This window comes from Acinetobacter sp. 22323 (assembly GCF_052044895.1).
GTDB lineage: Bacteria > Pseudomonadota > Gammaproteobacteria > Pseudomonadales > Moraxellaceae > Acinetobacter > Acinetobacter schindleri.
On record NZ_JBQEOL010000020.1, the window covers coordinates 19119 to 38998 of the forward strand.

17 protein-coding genes are annotated in these 19880 nt (G+C 42.3%); 6 read left to right on the plus strand and 11 right to left on the minus strand.

What is annotated here, in order from left to right; genetic code table 11:
- Positions 1–82: 82 nt before the first annotated feature.
- Positions 83–1030 (minus strand): CDF family Co(II)/Ni(II) efflux transporter DmeF, encoded by a 948-nt coding sequence (gene dmeF, locus ACTJIX_RS12555; RefSeq protein ID WP_440611493.1) that lies wholly within the window; start codon positions 1028–1030, stop codon positions 83–85.
- A 56-nt stretch (positions 1031–1086) separates the two neighbouring features.
- Here dmeF and ACTJIX_RS12560 point away from each other — a divergent pair, with 56 nt between their 5' ends.
- Both ACTJIX_RS12560 and ACTJIX_RS12565 read left to right on the plus strand, forming a co-directional pair.
- The gene (locus tag ACTJIX_RS12560; RefSeq protein ID WP_286860109.1) at positions 1087–1353 is read left to right on the plus strand and encodes a metal/formaldehyde-sensitive transcriptional repressor; all 267 of its coding nucleotides are present in this window, start codon (positions 1087–1089) and stop codon (positions 1351–1353) included.
- A gap of 118 nt (positions 1354–1471) precedes the next feature.
- The gene (locus ACTJIX_RS12565) at positions 1472–2677 is read left to right on the plus strand and encodes an MFS transporter (RefSeq protein WP_440611494.1); all 1206 of its coding nucleotides are present in this window, start codon (positions 1472–1474) and stop codon (positions 2675–2677) included.
- A 457-nt stretch (positions 2678–3134) separates the two neighbouring features.
- On the opposite strand, the gene ACTJIX_RS12570 is transcribed toward ACTJIX_RS12565, so the two are convergent.
- The 10 genes from ACTJIX_RS12570 to rpmH form a co-directional block, all read right to left on the minus strand.
- Positions 3135–3470, minus strand: coding sequence for a Pmp3 family protein (locus ACTJIX_RS12570; protein WP_440611495.1), 336 nt, complete (start codon positions 3468–3470; stop codon positions 3135–3137).
- Between the two features lie 320 nt (positions 3471–3790).
- Complete coding sequence (locus ACTJIX_RS12575) at positions 3791–6184, minus strand: DUF3987 domain-containing protein (protein WP_440611496.1); 2394 nt, start codon at positions 6182–6184, stop codon at positions 3791–3793.
- 51 nt (positions 6185–6235) lie between these two features.
- Entirely contained in the window at positions 6236–6724 is a 489-nt protein-coding gene (locus ACTJIX_RS12580; protein WP_440611497.1) for a Rha family transcriptional regulator, read from the minus strand.
- 3 nt (positions 6725–6727) lie between these two features.
- Positions 6728–6955: a helix-turn-helix transcriptional regulator gene (locus ACTJIX_RS12585; RefSeq protein ID WP_440611498.1), complete on the minus strand. Its 228-nt coding sequence runs from the start codon at positions 6953–6955 to the stop codon at positions 6728–6730.
- A gap of 412 nt (positions 6956–7367) precedes the next feature.
- Entirely contained in the window at positions 7368–8606 is a 1239-nt protein-coding gene (locus tag ACTJIX_RS12590) for a tyrosine-type recombinase/integrase (RefSeq protein ID WP_440611499.1), read from the minus strand.
- A gap of 205 nt (positions 8607–8811) precedes the next feature.
- A complete protein-coding gene (gene mnmE / locus ACTJIX_RS12595) occupies positions 8812–10170 on the minus strand; it encodes a tRNA uridine-5-carboxymethylaminomethyl(34) synthesis GTPase MnmE (protein ID WP_440611500.1) in 1359 nt (452 codons plus the stop codon).
- A gap of 93 nt (positions 10171–10263) precedes the next feature.
- Positions 10264–12027 carry a membrane protein insertase YidC gene (gene yidC, locus ACTJIX_RS12600; RefSeq protein ID WP_163167689.1) on the minus strand — a complete coding sequence of 588 codons (1764 nt, stop codon included), beginning with the start codon at positions 12025–12027 and terminating at the stop codon, positions 10264–10266.
- Positions 12028–12032: 5 nt separating this feature from the next.
- Positions 12033–12353: a membrane protein insertion efficiency factor YidD gene (yidD, locus tag ACTJIX_RS12605; RefSeq protein WP_004814012.1), complete on the minus strand. Its 321-nt coding sequence runs from the start codon at positions 12351–12353 to the stop codon at positions 12033–12035.
- 9 nt (positions 12354–12362) lie between these two features.
- On the minus strand, positions 12363–12755 hold the full coding sequence (gene rnpA, locus ACTJIX_RS12610; protein ID WP_004897461.1) for a ribonuclease P protein component: 393 nt from the start codon (positions 12753–12755) through the stop codon (positions 12363–12365).
- Between the two features lie 29 nt (positions 12756–12784).
- The gene (gene rpmH / locus ACTJIX_RS12615) at positions 12785–12919 is read right to left on the minus strand and encodes a 50S ribosomal protein L34 (RefSeq protein ID WP_000831329.1); all 135 of its coding nucleotides are present in this window, start codon (positions 12917–12919) and stop codon (positions 12785–12787) included.
- 661 nt (positions 12920–13580) lie between these two features.
- Here rpmH and dnaA point away from each other — a divergent pair.
- The 4 genes from dnaA (at position 13581) to gyrB (ending at position 19855) form a co-directional block, all read left to right on the plus strand.
- Positions 13581–14963, plus strand: a complete 1383-nt coding sequence (gene dnaA, locus ACTJIX_RS12620) for a chromosomal replication initiator protein DnaA (protein ID WP_004814014.1) — start codon at positions 13581–13583, stop codon at positions 14961–14963.
- Positions 14964–15072: 109 nt separating this feature from the next.
- The gene (dnaN, locus tag ACTJIX_RS12625) at positions 15073–16221 is read left to right on the plus strand and encodes a DNA polymerase III subunit beta (RefSeq protein ID WP_004814015.1); all 1149 of its coding nucleotides are present in this window, start codon (positions 15073–15075) and stop codon (positions 16219–16221) included.
- A 27-nt stretch (positions 16222–16248) separates the two neighbouring features.
- Positions 16249–17331, plus strand: a complete 1083-nt coding sequence (gene recF, locus ACTJIX_RS12630) for a DNA replication/repair protein RecF (protein WP_440611501.1) — start codon at positions 16249–16251, stop codon at positions 17329–17331.
- 55 nt (positions 17332–17386) lie between these two features.
- Positions 17387–19855, plus strand: coding sequence for a DNA topoisomerase (ATP-hydrolyzing) subunit B (gene gyrB / locus ACTJIX_RS12635; RefSeq protein ID WP_004814017.1), 2469 nt, complete (start codon positions 17387–17389; stop codon positions 19853–19855).
- Positions 19856–19880: the final 25 nt, after the last annotated feature.

Here is a 19880-nt window from a genome sequence, read left to right on the forward strand (position 1 = left end):
TGCGTTTCATGCAGAAAAATCAGATGATTTATGTACTGTCATGTTTCACTATTCTTAATGTTTCACGTGGAACATAAACTACTTATGAAATAGAAGTAACCGGATTAATCTCTACAGAAATATGCACGATTTCTTCATGAATAGAAATCGCTTCACGGACCTGATCAGGACTTAAATCTAGCGCAGTCTCCAGCGCCACAAAACAGGCAAACTTGCCTTTCCCAACGCGGGAAACATGCAGGTCAGACAGTTTTACTAAAGGACCAAATTCCGCGACAACTTCCCGGATTTCATCTACCACCGGTGCATCCATATCGGCATCTAGCAGGGTTTTGGCAGTCTGTTTCAATAAACCAATAGACCAGCGTGCGACCAGAACTGAGCCAACAATTCCGAGCACAGCATCCAGAATATCCCAGCCAAAATACTTACCGGCAAGCAGGGCTATGATGGCAAAGACTGAAGTCAGGGCATCTGCTACTACATGCATAAATGCTGCCTGATGATTCAGGTCATGCTGATGGTCAGAATGGCTAGTATGATACTCATGATCGTGGTGATGCCCATGAGCATGTTCATGTCCACCATCATGCAGCAACCAGGCACAGACCAGATTAATAAATAAACCTAAAATCGCAATAGGAATGGCTTCATTATAGTGAATCTCTACCGGAGCAAACAGGCGTTCAATCGAATGGAAAGCCATAAAGCCCGCAATCACCAATAGCATGATGGCACTACTATAACCTGCCAGAATTTCAATACGCCAAGTCCCCATATTAAAGCGAGGATCATCGGCATAATGACGTGCTGCTTTGTAGGCGGCAAAGGCAAGTCCCAAGGCCAGGACATGGGAACTCATATGCCAGCCATCTGCCAGCAAGGCCATGGATTGAAAGACCCAGCCACCCATAATCTCAAATACCATCATCACGGCAGTCAGGATTGTGGCGAGCAGTATCTTCTTCTGTGCCAGTGGATTGCCTTGATCAAACTGATGGTTGTGCTGTGGAGCGGTATTGTTTTGCATTTGAGTGGTCTTATTTATATACTCCCCCTTAGTATATTTATTTTTGGAGACTTGTGGTGAGTCATGTACATGAAGATAAAAAAATATTAAATCGTGTACGGCGTTTAAAAGGTCAGATTCATGCGGTAGAAGCCTCACTGACACAACAAGAACCCAGCTGTATTGATGTGCTACAACAGGTCGCTGCCATTAAGGGGGCGGTGAATGGTCTGATGAATGAACTGATTGAGGAGCACCTTAGAGAGCATGTAATCAAAGATCCAGAAGCTGTCAATGAACAGGATCTTCAGGAATTTTTAAAATTGCTCAAGCGTTATGGCTGATTTTTTCTGCTGAATATTTTCGTTTTGTTTACAGCAAGATAATTGACCGCTTTTTCATCTAACCGATACACTGCTTTCCATTCAAATTTTTATTCAACATCATTTTTCTGGAAGCGTGATGTTGAACTTCTATGGCAGCAGCATGACAATAAATACCACATGGCGACCATTCGCCATGGTCAGCCTTACATTGATTATGGGGACTATCGGCACGGCACTAGCCAGTCCGCTTTACCCTATTTATCAACAGGTTTGGGATCTATCTCCAAGCCAGATTACTTATATTTTTGTCGCCTATATGTTTGGCTGTCTAGGCACTCTGTTGTTTCTGGGACGAACCAGTAACAGTATTGGTTTTTTAAGAACCTTACAAATCGGCTTGGTATTTATCAGTCTAGGCTTAATCATTTCCGTCTTTGCAGACAATGCACTGATTTTATCAGTGGGGCGTTTCATTATCGGCATTGCCTCAGGTCTCATGACCACTTCTGCCATGATTGGCATGATGCAAACCATTCCAGAGAGTCATAAGCAGTTTGCACCGCAACTGGTATCGATTCTGACTGCAATTGGCTTTGGTCTGGGTCCTTTGGTCGGCGGAATCATTGCGCAGTTTTCTCAGACGCCACTGATCACTCCATATCTACCTATTATTTGGGGAGCAGTACTGTGTTTTATTGGCTTGTTCTGGTTAAAAGTGCCAGCATTTGAACGTCAGCCCTTTAGTATTGCACCGAAATTACTGCGTCCTGAGCCTCAATATCATGCTTTGTTTATGATCGTGGGTTTGACCGCATTTTGTGCCTTTGCTGCCTTTAGTTTATTTGCCTCACTGTCACCCTCTTTTGTGCAGGATATTCTGCCTTGGCATGGGCCTCTAGTCAGTGGTACCGCCATCACCTGCATTTTGCTGATTTCTGCCATGGTGCAGTTCTTTGCTAAAGCGGTTGCTGCAAAGAAATGTCTGAATATTGGCTTGATCATTATGTTTGCGAGTCTGATAAGTCTTGCACTGTGTATGCTCTTCAAAACGAGTATCTTATTTTTTGTCAGTGATATTCTGTTTGGAATTGGGCATGGCTTTGCCCTGATGGGCGCATTTGGCGTGATTCCTGCAATCACGACCTTACAGAATCGGGCCGCAGTCATGTCGACCTATCTGTTTATGGGTTATTTAGGCACGATTGTGCCGATTATTGCAGTGGGTTATCTGGCCGATCATTTTGGTTTGGGTTTGGCTGTTATCAGCTTCTGTGCGGTGATTAGTATTTTATGTGTAGTTCTCTGGGTATCACATCAGAAACTGCATGTAAAAGCCTGTTAAAAAGCCCTCAATTGAGGGCTTTTTATATATCTTGAAGATTATTTTCCAATACAGAAGATAATTTAATAAATTAAAATAAATAAAATCAAATACTTAATAATTAAAATAGAATACAGTGACTAATCAGTGACTTTTTATATCATCACTAAGTCATTGTTATTAAATACTCAATCTGATTTTTTACGATCCAATTGATAGATGATCCAAGTGCAGTATTTGAATAGTTAATCCATTATATGTACACACTTCCACTCCTGCTATAAGGGGATGGAATTTATACACACGTTAGTGATTAATGAGTATTCGGCTATCTCTAGGGTGTATATTTTCGGACACGTTAAACGGCAGTATTACGGCAATTTTTTTGCATAGTTAGGGAAATGTTATGGTTTTTCTGACATCACTTAATGGTTTTATTGGAATCTATGCGGTAACTTTACGGTAACTCAAAATTCTATTATTGAGCATCAGTTATATAAGATCCACAATGTTTACATTTACGTGCATCAAATCTAATAAGTTCTCTACAATCAGGACAATTTTTGTGGGGAACATTTTCAAATAAAGGTTGGCTTATATTTGGTGTTTGAATTTGGTTTATTGGTTTTTGGCTCGCAGGTATGACATCGGAGCTTCCACAAAACTTACACTCACCTAAACCTGACCTACGCCAAACCATGTATATCAAACCAGGAATGATGTAAAAAAGAATTAAAATAAGCGTAATCCAACCACTACCTTTTAATTTGGATTCACCACATTGTTTGCATTTGTTGCAATAAATAATAGCCATAAAACTTCAACTTTTAATTTTTTATTAATATATGAATATTATTCAGTTATCGTTCAATAATCAATCAACCCTCATATCTCATTAAAAAAATAATCATAATCCTATTTTATTTGCTAAATTGCTAAGCTTAAGGTGAAAGTCTTATGCTGTAAGGGCTTACACTTAGCATTAAGCATTTTTCTGTTTTGCTAAACTGCTAATTAAGTTGCTAAATAACCATTTCATTTAGCAACTTAGCAACTGCTAAAAACCTTGCTTGCTAAACTCAAAGCCCCATGTTTTAAGGCTTTAAGCAATTATTTAGCAACTTAGCAGTATTCTTAGAGATTTGGATTCATTTCTATATATTTTCTTCTACCTAACTCAGTCATCCGTATATAGTTAAAATCCTCTAGTTCCTGTAAAACCTGATCCAATAACTGCTTATTATTGCGTATAGGATTAGGAGCATACCCTTGAGCTTTTGAATAAAGAATACTTTTATCCTTTTGCTTTACCAACCACTTCAAAAGCTTCTCTGCATGACTTTCCTTCTTTGGCTCTATATCCGCATACCGTAGCCATTCTTTAAGTGAATAACGAACAATGTCACATGCAGCACTCATGATCTCTTTTGATACTTCATGTCGTTGTTCAAAAAAAGCTAATACCGTAGCAATACGTCTTGCCAATTGAGCAGCACGACTAGCAAATGGCTTGATGGTTTCATATTCCTTTCCGTCAAGCTGTAGCTGTTCACACTCGTTATAAAATACAAGATCATATTGATCTGCTTCTCTACTCAATTTTAATAGGTTTCGACTAGGTGCTGATTTTTCTCCATCCTGTATGACCTTTGGTATATCAGCCTTTGCTATTAATTCGGCACAACGCCCCCAATAAGCTGTTAGACGCACATCATCCATTAATCCTTTGGAATGTAGCCTGAAAGCTTCATCTTGCATTCTACGACCTGCTAGGCTCTCAGGTGCAGCAAATAAGAAACGTGGTAAAAAACCTTGCTCTCGTTTGATCGGGTCTTTTAATTCCTTCGATAAAATTTCATGTTGCCCCTGTAAATTAAAAGTTAATCGCACATCATAAGCTTGACCACTACCATTCTCATTTGACTTGGCTCTCTGTCTTTGAACAAAACCATCATCAAATAATTTGGTAAAGCCTCCCAATACATTATTCGCAGTTTCACTTTTCATACTATGACCACCAAAGAATTGAGCAGCTTCATCAGTATTAATAGATACGTTTAAAACAGTGCCATCAATGTATAAACCTGCTAATGATTCAAAAGTAATGTCATTAAACAAAGTCTTTGGGTTTTGCGGTTCGGGATTCTCAGCCATAAAAGCATCCCTGTCTTTTTTGGGTATCTCTAGCAATCTCGCTTTCCATTGCTCGTGAGTTAATTTAAATACCTCATATTGTTGTTTCTCATACTCATGGATAGCCTTGTCTGATATTTCCTTACATGAGCTTTTACGACTACCGCTACCTCCCTCAGTAATCAGAAATAAACTACATGGTTCACCGTTGCCATAAATATCATTCACTTTAGGTGCATTAACTTGAGCTTGAGCAATATGTGACATTGTTCCGAGTACACACATCGCAGCCATCGCAATAGGAGCTTGCACACGCTCTGCAATAGCTTCACTTGCTTGTCTAGCTAATAGTGGCAATGAACCAATAGGAAATGGCGTAGGCTTTGCATTATTTACTTGGCTTAATGGCATAGGTTGCTGCCATTCAGTTTTTTTCTGTGGTTTGGAATCAAACTCAGATATTAAGCCCATGTTATTCAAAATATGATTGACCGTGCTTAAAGCCTCACTTGAAGACATGCCAGCGTGTTCAAGTAATTTATAGCCATCTCCTGCGATTGTTTCACCTGTACCCTGTGAGCATATAAATGAGCCATCACCGTTTTGATTATCGAATCTAAACCGATCATCACCGCCACAAATCGGGCACGAGCTATGATCTGTATTATTGGCTGGTAACTGATAACCGAGTTTTGCAATGATCTCGGGCCATCGATTCCTGGCCAATAACTTTGATTGTTCATAAGGCAATGATATAGTTAAACTTGTACATTCAACCGCTTTGGTCTTATTTATAGTCGAAAGCGGTTTTTTTATTTCTTTTTCCGCTATTGGTAATGATTCAACCCATCTAATTAATTCATCAGCATTATGCCAAGTATCACTATGAACAATTTGAGATATAAAAGGCGTTCCCTTTTGGTGAATAAACCCGGCTAAACGCATAACTCTAGACACGTCATGAATCGCTTTATCTGCTCCATCATAAGCAAAATAATGAATCAACCGTTTTTGTAGCGCTGTGAATTGATTTAAAGGAATTTCCCCCTCATTAACAATCCAATAGGCATGGTGTTTACCCTGTGACGTTTCTATAATTAGATTAGGTGCTGGGCTTAAATCTTTTAAACGCTTAACCCTGCTATTATCAACTGTGTCAAAGTCTACCCATAAGGCACGAATGCGCTTTATATTGTTAGCTTTTCGCCCTTGAAGGTCTGTTTCATTGATAGTGACAAATATCCCTGCACCTAGTCTATTTAAATGCTCTAAAGCATTTTTATGATCGTCCAACGCACCACTAATTGTACGAACTAGGTTTTGCGCACCATCCTTATGGTCAGCGAAAGTTTGAAAGGTAAATTGTTCATTCTTACAATCCAGCATCTCAAGCATCTTTTGAGCCGCTACCAAGTCGGGAGTCAATAATTTAGCTATGCTATTCACTTAGTCATCCCCATTATTTTTATTAAATAAGTCTAGTTGCAAAACCCTTTTTAAGTGGTTGATCTTACTTAAAAGAATTGGTTTATCATTTTTCCAAAATGCCATGCATCTAGCAGAATGGCTTACTGAATCTTTACTTGTTTCGTATCGCTGACAAATCTCATTAAACTGATCAAAGCGTATATTTAAGTAATTTTCCATGCTATTGAATGCCTCAATATATTGGATCTTAAAATCAATGGCTTTTTTCCCAGTAAAGCCCATAACTAAAAGAACAAAGCCATCCTTTGTGATCTCATACATAGGTTGTTTTTTCCCCTGCTGATCAACATAAGTGGTCTGTGTAAAATTGCGCTCTCTAAAATCATCAGGACAAGGTAAGCTTCTGATTAGTCTTTTCAAGTCACTTGCACGCTTCCCAAAAGCTTTGGCTATTAGTAGATCGGTTGTAATGGCTTGACCGCTTCTGATTAAAATATAGTCTTTCATTTTTCAAGCCTCCATTTCTGTTTTATGGCTTGCAATGCGCTCCGCTATCCATAGATCAATATCAGATTCAATCCACGCTACACGGCGAATTGATAGCGTTATAGGTTTAGGAAATTTGCCCTCGCTCATCAGGGCATAGATGGAAGATGCACCAAGCCCTGTTTTAGCTTGTACCTCTTTACGGCGAATTAAACGTGTGCTTTCTGCTTTGTGATTATTAAATGTGGTCATAAGACATACCTTTTTCGGATCGCCATGCCACACTAGAAATTAATATTTTATAAACAATGAGATGCACTAATCCAAAACCGTAATATATGAATATTTACAGTCAATATTTGACAAATAGTAAGGGGATTATGTAATGTGCATTTAAATCGTTTTACATATTAGATTCCTAATGTGTGCTTGTGACGGCGGTTTAAAATTCGGCTCTAAAGCAACTATTAATTGCTTTTGCCATTTGGGGGGTACTTCGACCTACCCCCCATTCCAATTAAGTAATCCAAAGAATTACTACAAATTCAGACTATAAAGAAAAATCATTTTCTGCAACTCATAAAACCCACTTTTTGTTTATTTTTTAACCAATCAGTCAATAAAAGCATTGAATATATGAGCACAATATGATATGCACATATTTTTAAGCGTTCTTCTTAGCCTCAGTATTAAAGAAAATTAAGTTCGGCTCGTAAATCAAACTAAATACAAAATCACTCCATTTTTGCATCATCACTTTACGTTCTTTTTCGTACTTAGCTTTGTTATACACACCTCGCACACCTTTGGTTGCATGGTTTAAACAAGCTTCGATTGCATCACTATTAAAACCTTGCTCATTTAAATGAGTGCTAGCTGTTCTTCTCAAGTCATGGACTGTAAAGGGTGGCAAGTCTGTCAATGCTAATGCTGATTTTTGCGCCGTGTTAAAAGCGTTATGGCTGATATGAGTACCTGATTTTCGACCGACAAAAACAAAAGGCTCATTGCCTGCAATGGCTTTTAATTCCTTAAATATCTCTATCACTTGATCTGACATAAAGACAATCATTTCACGGCTATGACCTGTCGCACTATCTGCTTTTGTTTCAGGAATTAGCCATATACGGCTATCAAAGTCGATATGCTCCCACTTGGCTTTTAATAGCTCTGATTTTCGCACCAATGTAAGCAATGAAAGCAAAAGCCCTAGTTTTCTAGGTCTGTATATTCTTGAGTTTAGTAGGGTAGTGTAATAAGTACGGATTTCATTTGTACTTAAATACCTATCTCTAGGCTTTGCCTTGTGTACGTGTCGAGATGGAATAGCTAAAACTGGGTTATAAGGTACAAAACCTAAAGTCATTGCGTAATCAAACATACGCTTCAACAAGCCCCTGACCTGATTAGCAGCTGCATCATATCCCTGTTCTTTTTTGCGCCATATAGTACGGCGTATATCCTCAATGCTGACTTGATCTAATGGAATGTTTCCCATTATTGGATAAATATCATTACTCAGGCACAAAAGCATGTTGTAAGGGTTTTTACGGTCTTTTTGGATAACTTCTTTTAAGTAGCGTTCGCCGTAGTCCTTAAACAAAATACTTTTAGGTTTAATCTTATCTTGCTTTGGTGAAATACCTCTAGCCACTAATGAAGCGGATTCATCTCTGATCTGTCTAGCATCCTTTAGAGATAAATCAGGATAGCGACCTAAAACCAATCTTTCTTGCTTTCCATTCAATGAATAACGATACCACCAAGATTTAACACCTGTGGTCGTAATATCTAGGAACAAGCCATTCGCTACAGCATCTTTCGCCGTATATCTTTTTTCACTAGCTTTTAAATTCTTAATCTCTCGATCAGTAGAAAATAAAATCTTACTACCCTGTGCCATATCTTAGTCACCATAGATAAATATTAAACACTATCCAGCCTTGTGACTTAATAGTGACTAAAAAAATCATAGCATCAGTTGAATATATAGAACATATTGGAACAATAAAAACGCGATAAAAAAGCACTAAGTTACTAAAACTTAATGCTATTTAATTAAAAAAAGAATCTATTAGAATTTATTAGAATAACAGATGGATTTGAAATTACTTTCCAATACAGAACGATCCAAAGATCTTGCCCAGCAGGTCATCCGCACTAAAGTCACCGGTGATCTCACCTAAAGCATTCTGTGCCAGACGCAAGGATTCTGCCACTAACTCACCTGCGTTATATACCACCAGTTGTTCACGGGCTTCAGCCAGATACACCTGGGTACGCTTCATTGCGTCTAAATGACGAGTACGGGCAATAAAGGTGTCTTCTTCAGGCTGGAAGCCTGCATGCGCTGTAATCGCCTCTATGAGCCCTTGCACACCGGTTTCCTGCTTGGCTGAGACAGTGATATGACGGAAACCCTGAAAATCGCCAATGATAGCTTCGGCACCGGTCAAATCTGCTTTATTACCAATCAGCATCAGGCGTTTCGGTTCAATATGTTCAGCAAAATATTCCTGTGCCAGTTGTAATGGATTATCACCCTGACTCAGGTCATAGACCAATAACAGCAGATCCGCCTGCTCAATTTCCTTGATTGCACGACGAATCCCTTCTTTTTCCACGATATCACCCGTTTCACGCAGACCGGCAGTATCCGTCAGGGTAATTGGCAAACCATTTAAGGTAATTTTCTCATGCAAAACGTCACGTGTCGTACCCGCAATATCGGTCACAATGGCGCGTTCAATCCCGGCCAAAGCATTCAGCAAGGACGATTTACCGGCATTAGGTTTACCGGCAATGACCACCTGCAAGCCTTCACGTAATAATTGTCCCTGACGTGCCGATTGCTGTACCGCGGTGACTGAGCTGGCAACATCATCCAGCAGGGCCAGAATTTTACCATCGGCCAGAAAATCAATTTCTTCTTCCGGAAAATCAATCGCTGCTTCCACATGCAAACGCAGATGAATCAGTTTTTCTAAAACCGTATTGACCTTGGTTGAAAATGCACCTTGTAAAGAACGTACCGCAGAACGTGCTGCAGCCTGCGAGGTCGCGTCAATCAGGTCGGCAATCGCTTCGGCCTGTACCAGATCAAGCTTACCATTTTCAAAGGCACGCATGGAGAATTCACCCGCTTTGGCTGCTGTTGCCCCAAGTTCCAGCAAACGTGCCAGCAGGGCATTCTGGATGACCGGACCGCCATGGCCTTGCAGTTCCACCACATCTTCGCCCGTGAAAGAATTTGGATTCGGGAAGCAGATCGCTAAACCTTCATCCATGACTTCACCTGCCGCATCATAAAACTGGCGAAAACCGGCAAATCGGGCTTTTGGCAATTCTTTTCGAGTTAGCGCCTGCGCAATTGCATAAGATTTTGGACCAGACAGACGAATCACCCCAACGCCGCCACGTCCCGGTGGTGTCGCAATCGCAGCAATCGTAGTGGTTGGGTTGAGCATAAAATTCACCTGCAGAAGAACAAAAAGTACAGCCAAAAAAAATCCGCCTAAGATTACCATCTTAAGCGGATTTATTCAGCCCGTCAGTTCAACTTAGTTGACTGGCTTTGCCTCATCACGTTGTGCACGATCTTTGGCAACAGACTTGTTGATCAAGCTTTGCTGCAGGATGGTAATCAGGTTGTTGACAATCCAGTACAGCACCAGACCAGCCGGGAAGAACAGTAAAAATACTGTAAAGATCACTGGCATGATCTTGAACACTTTCGCCTGCATTGGATCAGTCGGTTGTGGGTTCAACGACTGCTGGATATACATTGTTGCACCCATCAGCAATGGCAGGATGAACCAAGGATCCATTGAAGATAAATCCTGAATCCACAGCATCCATGGTGCATGACGCAGTTCCACAGATTCCATCAGTACCCAGTACAATGCCAGGAAGATTGGCATTTGCAGCAAGAGCGGTAAACAGCCGGCAAGTGGATTTACCTGCTCGCGTTTGTACAGTGCCATCATCTCTTGAGAGAAGCGCATACGGTCTTCACCGAACTCTTCTTTCATACGCTGCATTTCTGGCGCAATCACACGCATTTTCGCCATAGAGCGGTAACTCTTCGACGACAATGGCCACAGGATCAGTTTTACCAGAATAGTCAACAGAATGATCGCCCAGCCCCAGTTACCTACCAGGCCATGGAAAAATTCCAGACCAACAAATAGTAGTTTGGCAATCGGCCATAACCAGCCATAATCTACAGTCTGGTTCAGACCTGTTGCCAGATCTTTGAGCTCTGACTGGATTTTTGGACCAGAATAGAAGGTCGCATCAATTTCAGCCACAGTACCGGCAGGTACATTGAAGGTCGGAGAGGTAAAGCCAATGATATTCATGTTATCAGTTGACTTACGCGATTCCAGCTTCGCCGTATAGGCCTCGCCATTGCCCTGCGTCAGCTTCAGGTTACCTGGTACCCATGCACTGACAAAGTAGTGCTGCACCATCGCAACCCAGCCGCCTTTAGCTTCAGTGCTGAGTTTTTCTTCAACAAAGTTGTCAAATTTCAACTTATTGTAATGCTCATCCGGGGTACCCCAAGCGCCACCTAAGAAAGTACCTAGAGTAAAGATACCTTGATCAGATTTGCCTGGATCCTCAGAATTGTCACGCTTGATCTGGCCAAACATTTGACCTTGCCAAGCCTGTCCACTGCGGTTGATAACCTTGTGGTTCACGACAACTGGATATTCACCTTCAGTAAAATTGAAGGTCTTGATGATTTCTACACCATCTGCCGTCTTGAATACCATTGGCACAGACAGAACTTTTACATTCTCGCCATCTTTATTTTTGACTGCCTTCGCATCTGCCAGGGTATAAGCAGTTTTTTCCAGCTCATAGCTTGGACGGCCATTACGGCTGCTGTCCGGTCCATTTAGACCAATTAAACCTGACTGCGCGACATAAGTACGTTTCGCATCGCTTTCCAGCATGACGAAAGGTTCATCGCTGTCTTTGTTTTTGTCATGATTGAGTAATTCAACACGAACAATATCACCACCTTTAGGATTAATCCAAAGATGATAAAGGTCAGTTTGTACTGAAATAAGCTGCTGACTTACAGGTGCTGTAGCATCCGTGGCTTGCTGCGCTGGAACATTTGCTTGTGGCACATCAGAAGCGGCGGTAGCCGTCTGAGCATTTGGCAAATCTGCTGACACTTCTTGCGACACAACTGCAGTTTCCTGCTGAGGTTGAGTTTCCGCATTTCCATAATCTTTTTGCCACGCCAAAATGAGCAAATATGCGACAACAAACATAGCCCCGAGAATTGCAATCCTGGCCCATTGTTGCATATGTATTACCCCAAGTGGTGAGAGTGATTTTGGTTCAATAAACGATCACGAAAGGGTACAGCAACGTGAAGCGTTTGAGAATCTATTTGCTGAAATGAAATAAAACGAATCGCTTTCGGAGGAACAGGATCGTATCCTGAGCCACCCCACGGATGACAACGGCAAATACGTTTAGTAGCCAGCCACACACCACGCACAGCTCCATGTGTATGGACTGCTTCCAAGGAATATTGAGAACATGTTGGAAGATAACGACAGCGTGGTCCCAATAAAGGACTAATCGCAATCTGATAGAAACGTATTAACCAATGCAGTAAACGTACCATTGGCCATCTCTACTTTTGTGGGGAGGGAGCTATTTTTGTATGCTTTTTGGCAAGACGGTTGAGTTTCTGCCAAGCAAATTGTAGTTGCTGGTGCAATTCTGCATTCGGGACTGTATCAATACCAGCTTTTGGCATCACCACAATATCCAGATCGCTGAGCTGCTGTTGATGCAGGCGAAAACTTTCGCGAGCAAGACGTTTTACTCGATTTCGTTCATGCGCACGGCGCACTTTTTTCTTGGCAACAACTAAACCCAAACGGCTATTTGGCAGTTCGGACGGTTTTGCAAGAAATAAGAAATGGGGTTGATGCACTTTTAAAAGCGCACCATCAAAGACACCTTTATAATCGGCAGCACAGCGTAATCGTAACTCTGTGCCAAAACCATAAAGTGTTGTCATATCACCCAAAGTCGGCGAAGCCTAACTGATTAAACAGTTAAGCTGTGACGACCTTTTGCACGACGGCGAGCTAGAACTTGACGACCAGCTTTAGTAGCCATACGAGCACGGAAACCATGAACGCGTTTACGCTTTAATTCAGATGGTTGGAATGTACGTTTCATGTCGAAACTCCAAAAATGATCTTTCTATGAAGGTCCGCGATTTTAGTGCTCATTGCTTGAGCTGTCAATGCAAAAGCATATTTCTTTTCAAATTAGTCTAGGGATTGGCTTGCCTGATACTTTTCAAATTGTGTAGTCAAAGAGTGAATAAAATAGTTAACCACAATATAAATAATTGTTTTAATGTTATATTTTAGTTATTAACATCTATATCAACAGATTTATCCACAATACTATACACAATTCAAATTTAGATTCTCGTTTTGAATTTAAATTTAAACCATGTGTCGGTTATCCACAGAAAGTCTGGATCTTATAAATAAATTCAAATTTATAAATTTAAATTTATTACTATTAGGAAGCTGTTTTTCTGTGGAAAATGCATTTTTAATTTTAATAAACATAATCTTATATTGTGGATAAAACTGTTTCTATAATTTTTATACTTTGTGGATAACTTTATGCTATATTTTATCCACAGCTTGCGGATAAACTTATCCACACTAGGTTTTAAATTTAAATTTATGCATGAAAAGCGCTTTTTTGAACGATTTATGCTGAATATTTCATGACAGATGTGGATAACTTGGTTAGAATGGCGACCCGCTTTCAGGTGCGGCAATGGCTTTTGAATAAACAATGGAATGAATAGGGGATTCACATGCTTTGGACAGACTGCTTAAATCGCTTGCGACAAGAGCTCTCTGGAAATGTCTTTACAATGTGGATACGCCCACTGGTTGCAGAGGAACTGGACGATACCCTTCGTCTTTATGCACCGAACCCTTACTGGACGCGTTACATTCAAGAACATCATCTGGAGCTGATCTCGATTCTGGCAGAACAGTTATCTGAAGGCCGGATCCGTAAAGTTGAAATTCTGGTGGATTCCCGACCTGGTGCGATTTTATCTGCCAGTGAACAGCCAGCGACCACCACGGCTGCTTTAGAAACACAGCCAATGAGTACGCCTGCGCCTCGCCTACGTAAAGAAAAAGAAGAATCGGTTAAAAATAGCCGCAAGCGTCAGCTAAATCCCTTATTCACTTTTTCTCTATTTGTGGAAGGCCGCTCGAATCAGATGGCCGCAGAAACCTGCCGTAAGGTTTTGACCCAGCTCGGTGCATCTCAACATAACCCATTATTTTTGTATGGCCCGACCGGTCTGGGTAAAACCCACTTGATGCAGGCAGTAGGGAATGCATTATTGCAAGCCAAACCGAATGCCCGCGTGATGTATATGACCGCAGAAAGCTTTGTGCAGGACTTTGTCAGCTCGCTGCAGCAGGGCAAGGTTGAAGAATTCAAGAAAAACTGTCGTTCTCTGGATTTATTACTAGTCGATGATATTCATTTATTGGCGGGTAAAGAGGCCAGTCTGGTTGAGTTTTTCTATACTTTTAACGCACTGTTGGATGAATCGAAACAGATCATCTTGACCTCGGATCGTTATCCGAAAGAATTGACGGAGCTGGATCCACGTCTGGTTTCACGTTTCTCATGGGGTTTGTCGGTAGGGGTTGAACCGCCCGATATTGAAACCCGTATTGAAATTTTACTTAAAAAAGCTGAAAGCAATGAAGTGGATCTGCCACGTAACTGCGCACTGTTTATTGCACAACAAGTGGTCGCCAATGTGCGTGAGCTTGAAGGTGCATTAAATAAAGTGGTGGCGATTTCCCGCTTTAAAGGCACACCGATTGATCTGGATGTAGTGCGTGAATCCTTAAAAGATGTTTTGGCGATTCGCGCCCGCACCATCAGTACTGAAAATATTCAGCGTGTGGTCAGTGAATATTTCCGTATTCCACTGAAGGAACTGGTCGGTCCGAAACGTACCCGTATTTATGCACGTCCGCGTCAGCTTGCAATGGGTCTGGCACGTGAATTGACCGGAGACAGTTTCCCGGAAATTGGCATGGCATTTGGTGGTCGTGACCACAGTACCGTGATGCACGCCTGTGAAAAAGTATTGAGTCTGCGTGAGGAAGATCCGATCTTCAACGAGGACTATAAAAACCTGCAGCGCCTGCTGCAAAGCTAAGCCAAAACGCTCAAATTCTGCGCTTGCTATGCGGCTTTTTTTGCCGCATAGTACAGTGCTAAATAATTAACTTTTCCATATTAATCTTCAGTTTTCAGAGGAATGTACCGTGCGTTTAAAAATCGCGAAAGAGAGCTTACTGAATGTTCTATCACATGTCGTAGGAGCGGTTGAACGTCGCCATACCTTAAACATTCTGTCTAACCTGAAAATTCAAGTGACAGCTCAAGCATTAACGGTGACTGGTTCAGATCTTGAGGTAGAACTGGTAGCAAGTATGCCTCTGAATGAAGGTGCATGTTTGCAAGCCGGTGAAACCACGGTTCCTGCACGTAAGCTGATTGATATCTGTAAATCTTTGCCATCAGCTGCGTTGGTAGATCTGCAAATTACTGAAGATCAGCGCTGTATTTTGAAGTCTGGAAACAGCCGTTTTGTGCTCGGTACCTTGCCTGCTGAAGACTATCCATTGCTGTCGACTGAAAACAGTCAGGGCACACAGGTAACTGTGACCCAGCGTGAACTAAAACGCCTGTTTGAAAAAACTGCTTTTGCGATGGCGGTACAGGATGTCCGTTTCTACCTGACCGGTACATTACTGGAAATTGATGCTAACCAATTGCGTGCAGTGACTACGGATGGTCACCGTCTGGCGCTGTGTGAAACAGCTGCGCAATCGACTGCAGCTCAGCCAATCCAGGCGATTGTGCCACGTAAGGCAGTAGGTGAATTACAGCGTTTACTTAGTGTTGAAGATGATCAGTTATCATTGCTGATTGGTCGTGAATTGCTAAATGTAACTATCACTGTTGCAAACCGTGATAAGGAGCAGGGGGATACTACAGTACGTTTCACCACCAAATTGATTGATGGTAAATTCCCTGACTATCGCCGTGTGATTCCACGTGGTGGTGACAAGCACGTGATCATCGCACATGACGTATTCAAGCAATCTCTGCAACGTGTTGCGATTTTGAGTAATGAAAAACTTCGTGGTGTATTCCTGAACTTTAATGCGGATTCACTGCAACTGCGTGCCAATAACCCGGAGCAGGATGAAGCGATTGAAGATCTGGCCATTCAGTATGCGGATGCACCCATGGAAATGTCTTTCAATGCGCAATATTTGCTAGAAGTCTTGGGTGTGCTGGACGGTGATGATGTCTCCATGAGCATGACCGAAGCAAACCAGTCCGTGTTGGTTCAGGATCCTGCACATACTGATCAAACTTATGTGGTCATGCCGATGCGCGTTTAAGCGGCAGCATCCAGGCACAAGCTAATCATGCATATTACGCGTCTGCATATAGAGCGTGTACGAAATTTAAAAACGGTTGCTCTCCAGGGATTGCAGCCGTTTAACGTTTTTTATGGCCAGAATGGTTCAGGCAAGACCTCTGTTCTGGAAGCCATTCACCTGCTGGCCACAGGGCGTTCTTTTCGTACCCATATTCCTAAAAATTACATTCAACACAGCGCTTCGGATGCGATCGTGTTTGCCCAGTCTGATACCGAAAAAGTCGGTATGCAGAAAATGGCCAGTGGTGAGCAGTTGATCAAGGTAAATGGTGATCTAGTGGCGACCCAGGGGCAGCTGGCCAAGCTGCTACCTTTGCAGCTGATTGATCCACAAAGCACCGATATTATCGATCATGGTGCCAAGCCACGCCGACAGTTATTGGACTGGTTAATGTTCCACGTGGAACCAGAGTTCTATCATGCCTGGCAATATTATTCGCGTGCCTTGAAGCAGCGCAACAGCTTGCTAAAGTCTAGGCGCTACCTCAGTCTGTCAGAGCTGGAACCGTGGAACCAGATGCTCAGTCAATATGGTGAGATTCTGCATTCACAACGGGTCGGTATTGTCGAGCAATGGAAAGTTTTCTTTGAAGAAGACCTGAAACATTTGCTGCCAGATCTTACGATTAGCCTGGATTATAGTCCCGGTTTTCATACTGAAACTGGCCTGCTCAATGACCTGACCAATCATCATGAGCGGGACATTGAAAGACGCTATACAGAATACGGCCCACATCGCGCAGATTTGCGTCTGAAGACCCCTCTGGGAGATGCAGATGTGATCCTGTCTCGTGGACAGAAAAAGCTGCTGCTGATGGCGTTAAAACTGTCTCAAATTGCAATGCTACATTCTTGTAATAAGGAAACTGTGGTATTATTAGATGATCTGACAGCAGAATTAGATTTAACCGCACAACAACGTTTAATTGAGCGATTGAGCCAACTTGGTAGTCAAGTTTTTATTACCACTTTAGACCGCGAATCAGTACAAAAGCATTTACATGATTTGTCTATCTCATATCAGTTATTCAATGTTGAAAACGGTATCGTTCAGGTTGTTGTGCAATAGTATTTTAAAGTTTTACCCATCTTTGGATAGACCTATTTTTCACTAGGGAGAAACCATGAGTTCAGAAGATCAAGCTGCTTCTCAACCAGAACAAACCATTGAAAAGGCTTATGATTCCTCTAGCATCAAGGTATTACGTGGTTTAGACGCTGTGCGTAAGCGTCCGGGTATGTACATTGGTGATACAGACGACGGTACAGGCTTACACCACATGGTTTTCGAGGTGGTTGACAACTCGATTGACGAGGCGCTGGCAGGTCACTGTGATGAAATTTTAGTGACTATTCATGAAGATGAATCGGTGTCAGTCTCAGATAACGGCCGTGGTATTCCAACTGATATTCACCCTGAAGAAGGTGTGTCTGCAGCAGAAGTAATTCTGACTATTCTACATGCCGGCGGTAAGTTTGATGATAACAGCTATAAGGTCTCTGGTGGTCTGCACGGGGTAGGTGTTTCGGTTGTAAATGCCCTGTCAGAAAAACTGGAACTGACCATTCATCGTGCTGGTCATATTCACCAACAGGAATACCGTCATGGCGATTCACAGTACCCGTTAAAAGTCATCGGTGATACAGACCGAACCGGTACCCGTGTACGTTTCTGGCCAAGTGCTGAAACCTTCAGCCAAACCATTTTCAATGTCGATATTCTGGCGCGCCGTTTACGTGAACTGTCGTTCCTGAATGCCGGTGTGCGTATCGTACTGCGTGATGAACGCATTAATGCGGAATATGTATTTGATTATGAAGGTGGTCTGTCTGAATTTGTGAAATATATCAATGAGGGCAAAACTCACCTGAATGATATCTTCCATTTTACTACGATGGCGGAGAACGGGATCGGGGTAGAAGTGGCATTGCAATGGAATGATTCTTATCAGGAAAATGTACGCTGCTTTACCAACAACATCCCGCAAAAGGATGGTGGTACGCATTTAGCCGGTTTCCGTGCTGCACTGACCCGTGGTTTAAATAACTATATGGACAGTGAAAATATTCTGAAAAAAGAAAAAGTTGCAGTATCTGGTGATGATGCACGTGAAGGCTTGACTGCGATTGTATCGGTGAAAGTACCGGATCCGAAATTCTCATCACAGACCAAAGAAAAGCTGGTGTCGAGCGAAGTAAAAACTGCGGTCGAACAGGCCATGAATAAGTCATTCTCAGAGTACTTGTTAGAGAATCCGCAAGCAGCGAAATCAATCGCGGGTAAAATCATAGATGCCGCACGTGCCCGTGATGCAGCGCGTAAAGCACGTGAAATGACGCGTCGTAAGAGTGCTTTAGACATTGCCGGTCTTCCAGGCAAACTGGCAGACTGTCAGGAAAAAGATCCAGCATTGTCTGAGCTGTACCTGGTCGAGGGTGACTCGGCGGGTGGTTCTGCGAAACAGGGTCGTAACCGTAAGATGCAGGCAATCTTGCCACTGAAAGGTAAAATCCTGAATGTAGAACGTGCGCGTTTCGACCGTATGATTTCATCGGCTGAAGTGGGGACGCTGATTACTGCACTGGGCTGTGGTATTGGCCGTGAAGAATACAACCCGGACAAGTTGCGTTATCACAAAATCATTATCATGACCGATGCTGACGTAGATGGTTCGCACATCCGTACCTTGCTGTTGACCTTCTTCTTCCGTCAAATGCCGGAACTGGTAGAACGTGGTCATATTTATATTGCACAGCCACCGCTATACAAGCTGAAAAAAGGCAAGCAGGAACAGTACATCAAGGATAATGATGCACTGGAAACTTACCTGATTTCGAATGCGATTGATGAACTTGAACTGCATATCAGTGCGGATGCACCTGCTATTCGTGGTGATGCACTGGCAAATGTGATTGCGGATTACCAGACCTCGCAAAAAAGCTTGAATCGTTTGACGCTACGTTATCCTGCAACATTGCTGGATGGTTTATTGGCACTTGAAGCATTTAAACTGGATCAGGCAACTGATCTGGATTATGTGGAAAACTGGGCAATGCAGTTGCGTCAACACATCGAAGACAAGCAACCAAGCCTGCGTCCTGAGCTGGGTATTGAAACCTTCGAGAAGGAAGATGCAGAAGGCAACAAGTCTGTGACTTATCTGCCACGTATCACGATTTATATCCATAACCTGCCACATGTTTATCTGCTGGATTCAGGTCTGTTGGGTTCAAGTGAATATGCACGTTTATTGAAGAACTCGAAGAGCTGGTTCACGTTACTTGAAGAGGGTGCTTACCTGCAAAAAGGTGAGCGCAAGATTCTGGTGAATAGCTTCCATGAAGTATGGCAGCACATCCTGCAAGACTCACGTCGCGGCATGATGATCCAGCGTTATAAAGGTCTGGGTGAGATGAATGCGGATCAGCTGTGGGAAACCACCATGGATCCAGAAAACCGTAACATGCTACAGGTAACGGTACAGGATGCGATTGAAGCAGATCGTATGTTCTCTTGCTTGATGGGTGACGATGTAGAACCACGCCGTGCCTTCATTGAAGAGAATGCTCTGAACGCAGATATCGATGCATAACTGATACACAATACACTTAAAAAAG

Bases quoted from the DNA above. Each gene is read 5' to 3' on its own strand.
- ACTJIX_RS12570 (WP_440611495.1), bottom strand. From the start codon at position 3,470: ATGGCTATTATTTATTGCAACAAATGCAAACAATGTGGTGAATCCAAA.
- ACTJIX_RS12565 (WP_440611494.1), top strand. From the start codon at position 1,472: ATGTTGAACTTCTATGGCAGCAGCATGACAATAAATACCACATGGCGA.
- yidC (WP_163167689.1), bottom strand. From the start codon at position 12,027: ATGCAACAATGGGCCAGGATTGCAATTCTCGGGGCTATGTTTGTTGTC.
- rnpA (WP_004897461.1), bottom strand. From the start codon at position 12,755: ATGACAACACTTTATGGTTTTGGCACAGAGTTACGATTACGCTGTGCT.
- dmeF (WP_440611493.1), bottom strand. From the start codon at position 1,030: ATGCAAAACAATACCGCTCCACAGCACAACCATCAGTTTGATCAAGGC.
- ACTJIX_RS12580 (WP_440611497.1), bottom strand. From the start codon at position 6,724: ATGAAAGACTATATTTTAATCAGAAGCGGTCAAGCCATTACAACCGAT.
- rpmH (WP_000831329.1), bottom strand. From the start codon at position 12,919: ATGAAACGTACATTCCAACCATCTGAATTAAAGCGTAAACGCGTTCAT.
- mnmE (WP_440611500.1), bottom strand. From the start codon at position 10,170: ATGCTCAACCCAACCACTACGATTGCTGCGATTGCGACACCACCGGGA.
- recF (WP_440611501.1), top strand. From the start codon at position 16,249: ATGCATATTACGCGTCTGCATATAGAGCGTGTACGAAATTTAAAAACG.
- yidD (WP_004814012.1), bottom strand. From the start codon at position 12,353: ATGGTACGTTTACTGCATTGGTTAATACGTTTCTATCAGATTGCGATT.
- gyrB (WP_004814017.1), top strand. From the start codon at position 17,387: ATGAGTTCAGAAGATCAAGCTGCTTCTCAACCAGAACAAACCATTGAA.
- dnaA (WP_004814014.1), top strand. From the start codon at position 13,581: ATGCTTTGGACAGACTGCTTAAATCGCTTGCGACAAGAGCTCTCTGGA.
- ACTJIX_RS12590 (WP_440611499.1), bottom strand. From the start codon at position 8,606: ATGGCACAGGGTAGTAAGATTTTATTTTCTACTGATCGAGAGATTAAG.
- ACTJIX_RS12575 (WP_440611496.1), bottom strand. From the start codon at position 6,184: ATGCTTGAGATGCTGGATTGTAAGAATGAACAATTTACCTTTCAAACT.
- ACTJIX_RS12585 (WP_440611498.1), bottom strand. From the start codon at position 6,955: ATGACCACATTTAATAATCACAAAGCAGAAAGCACACGTTTAATTCGC.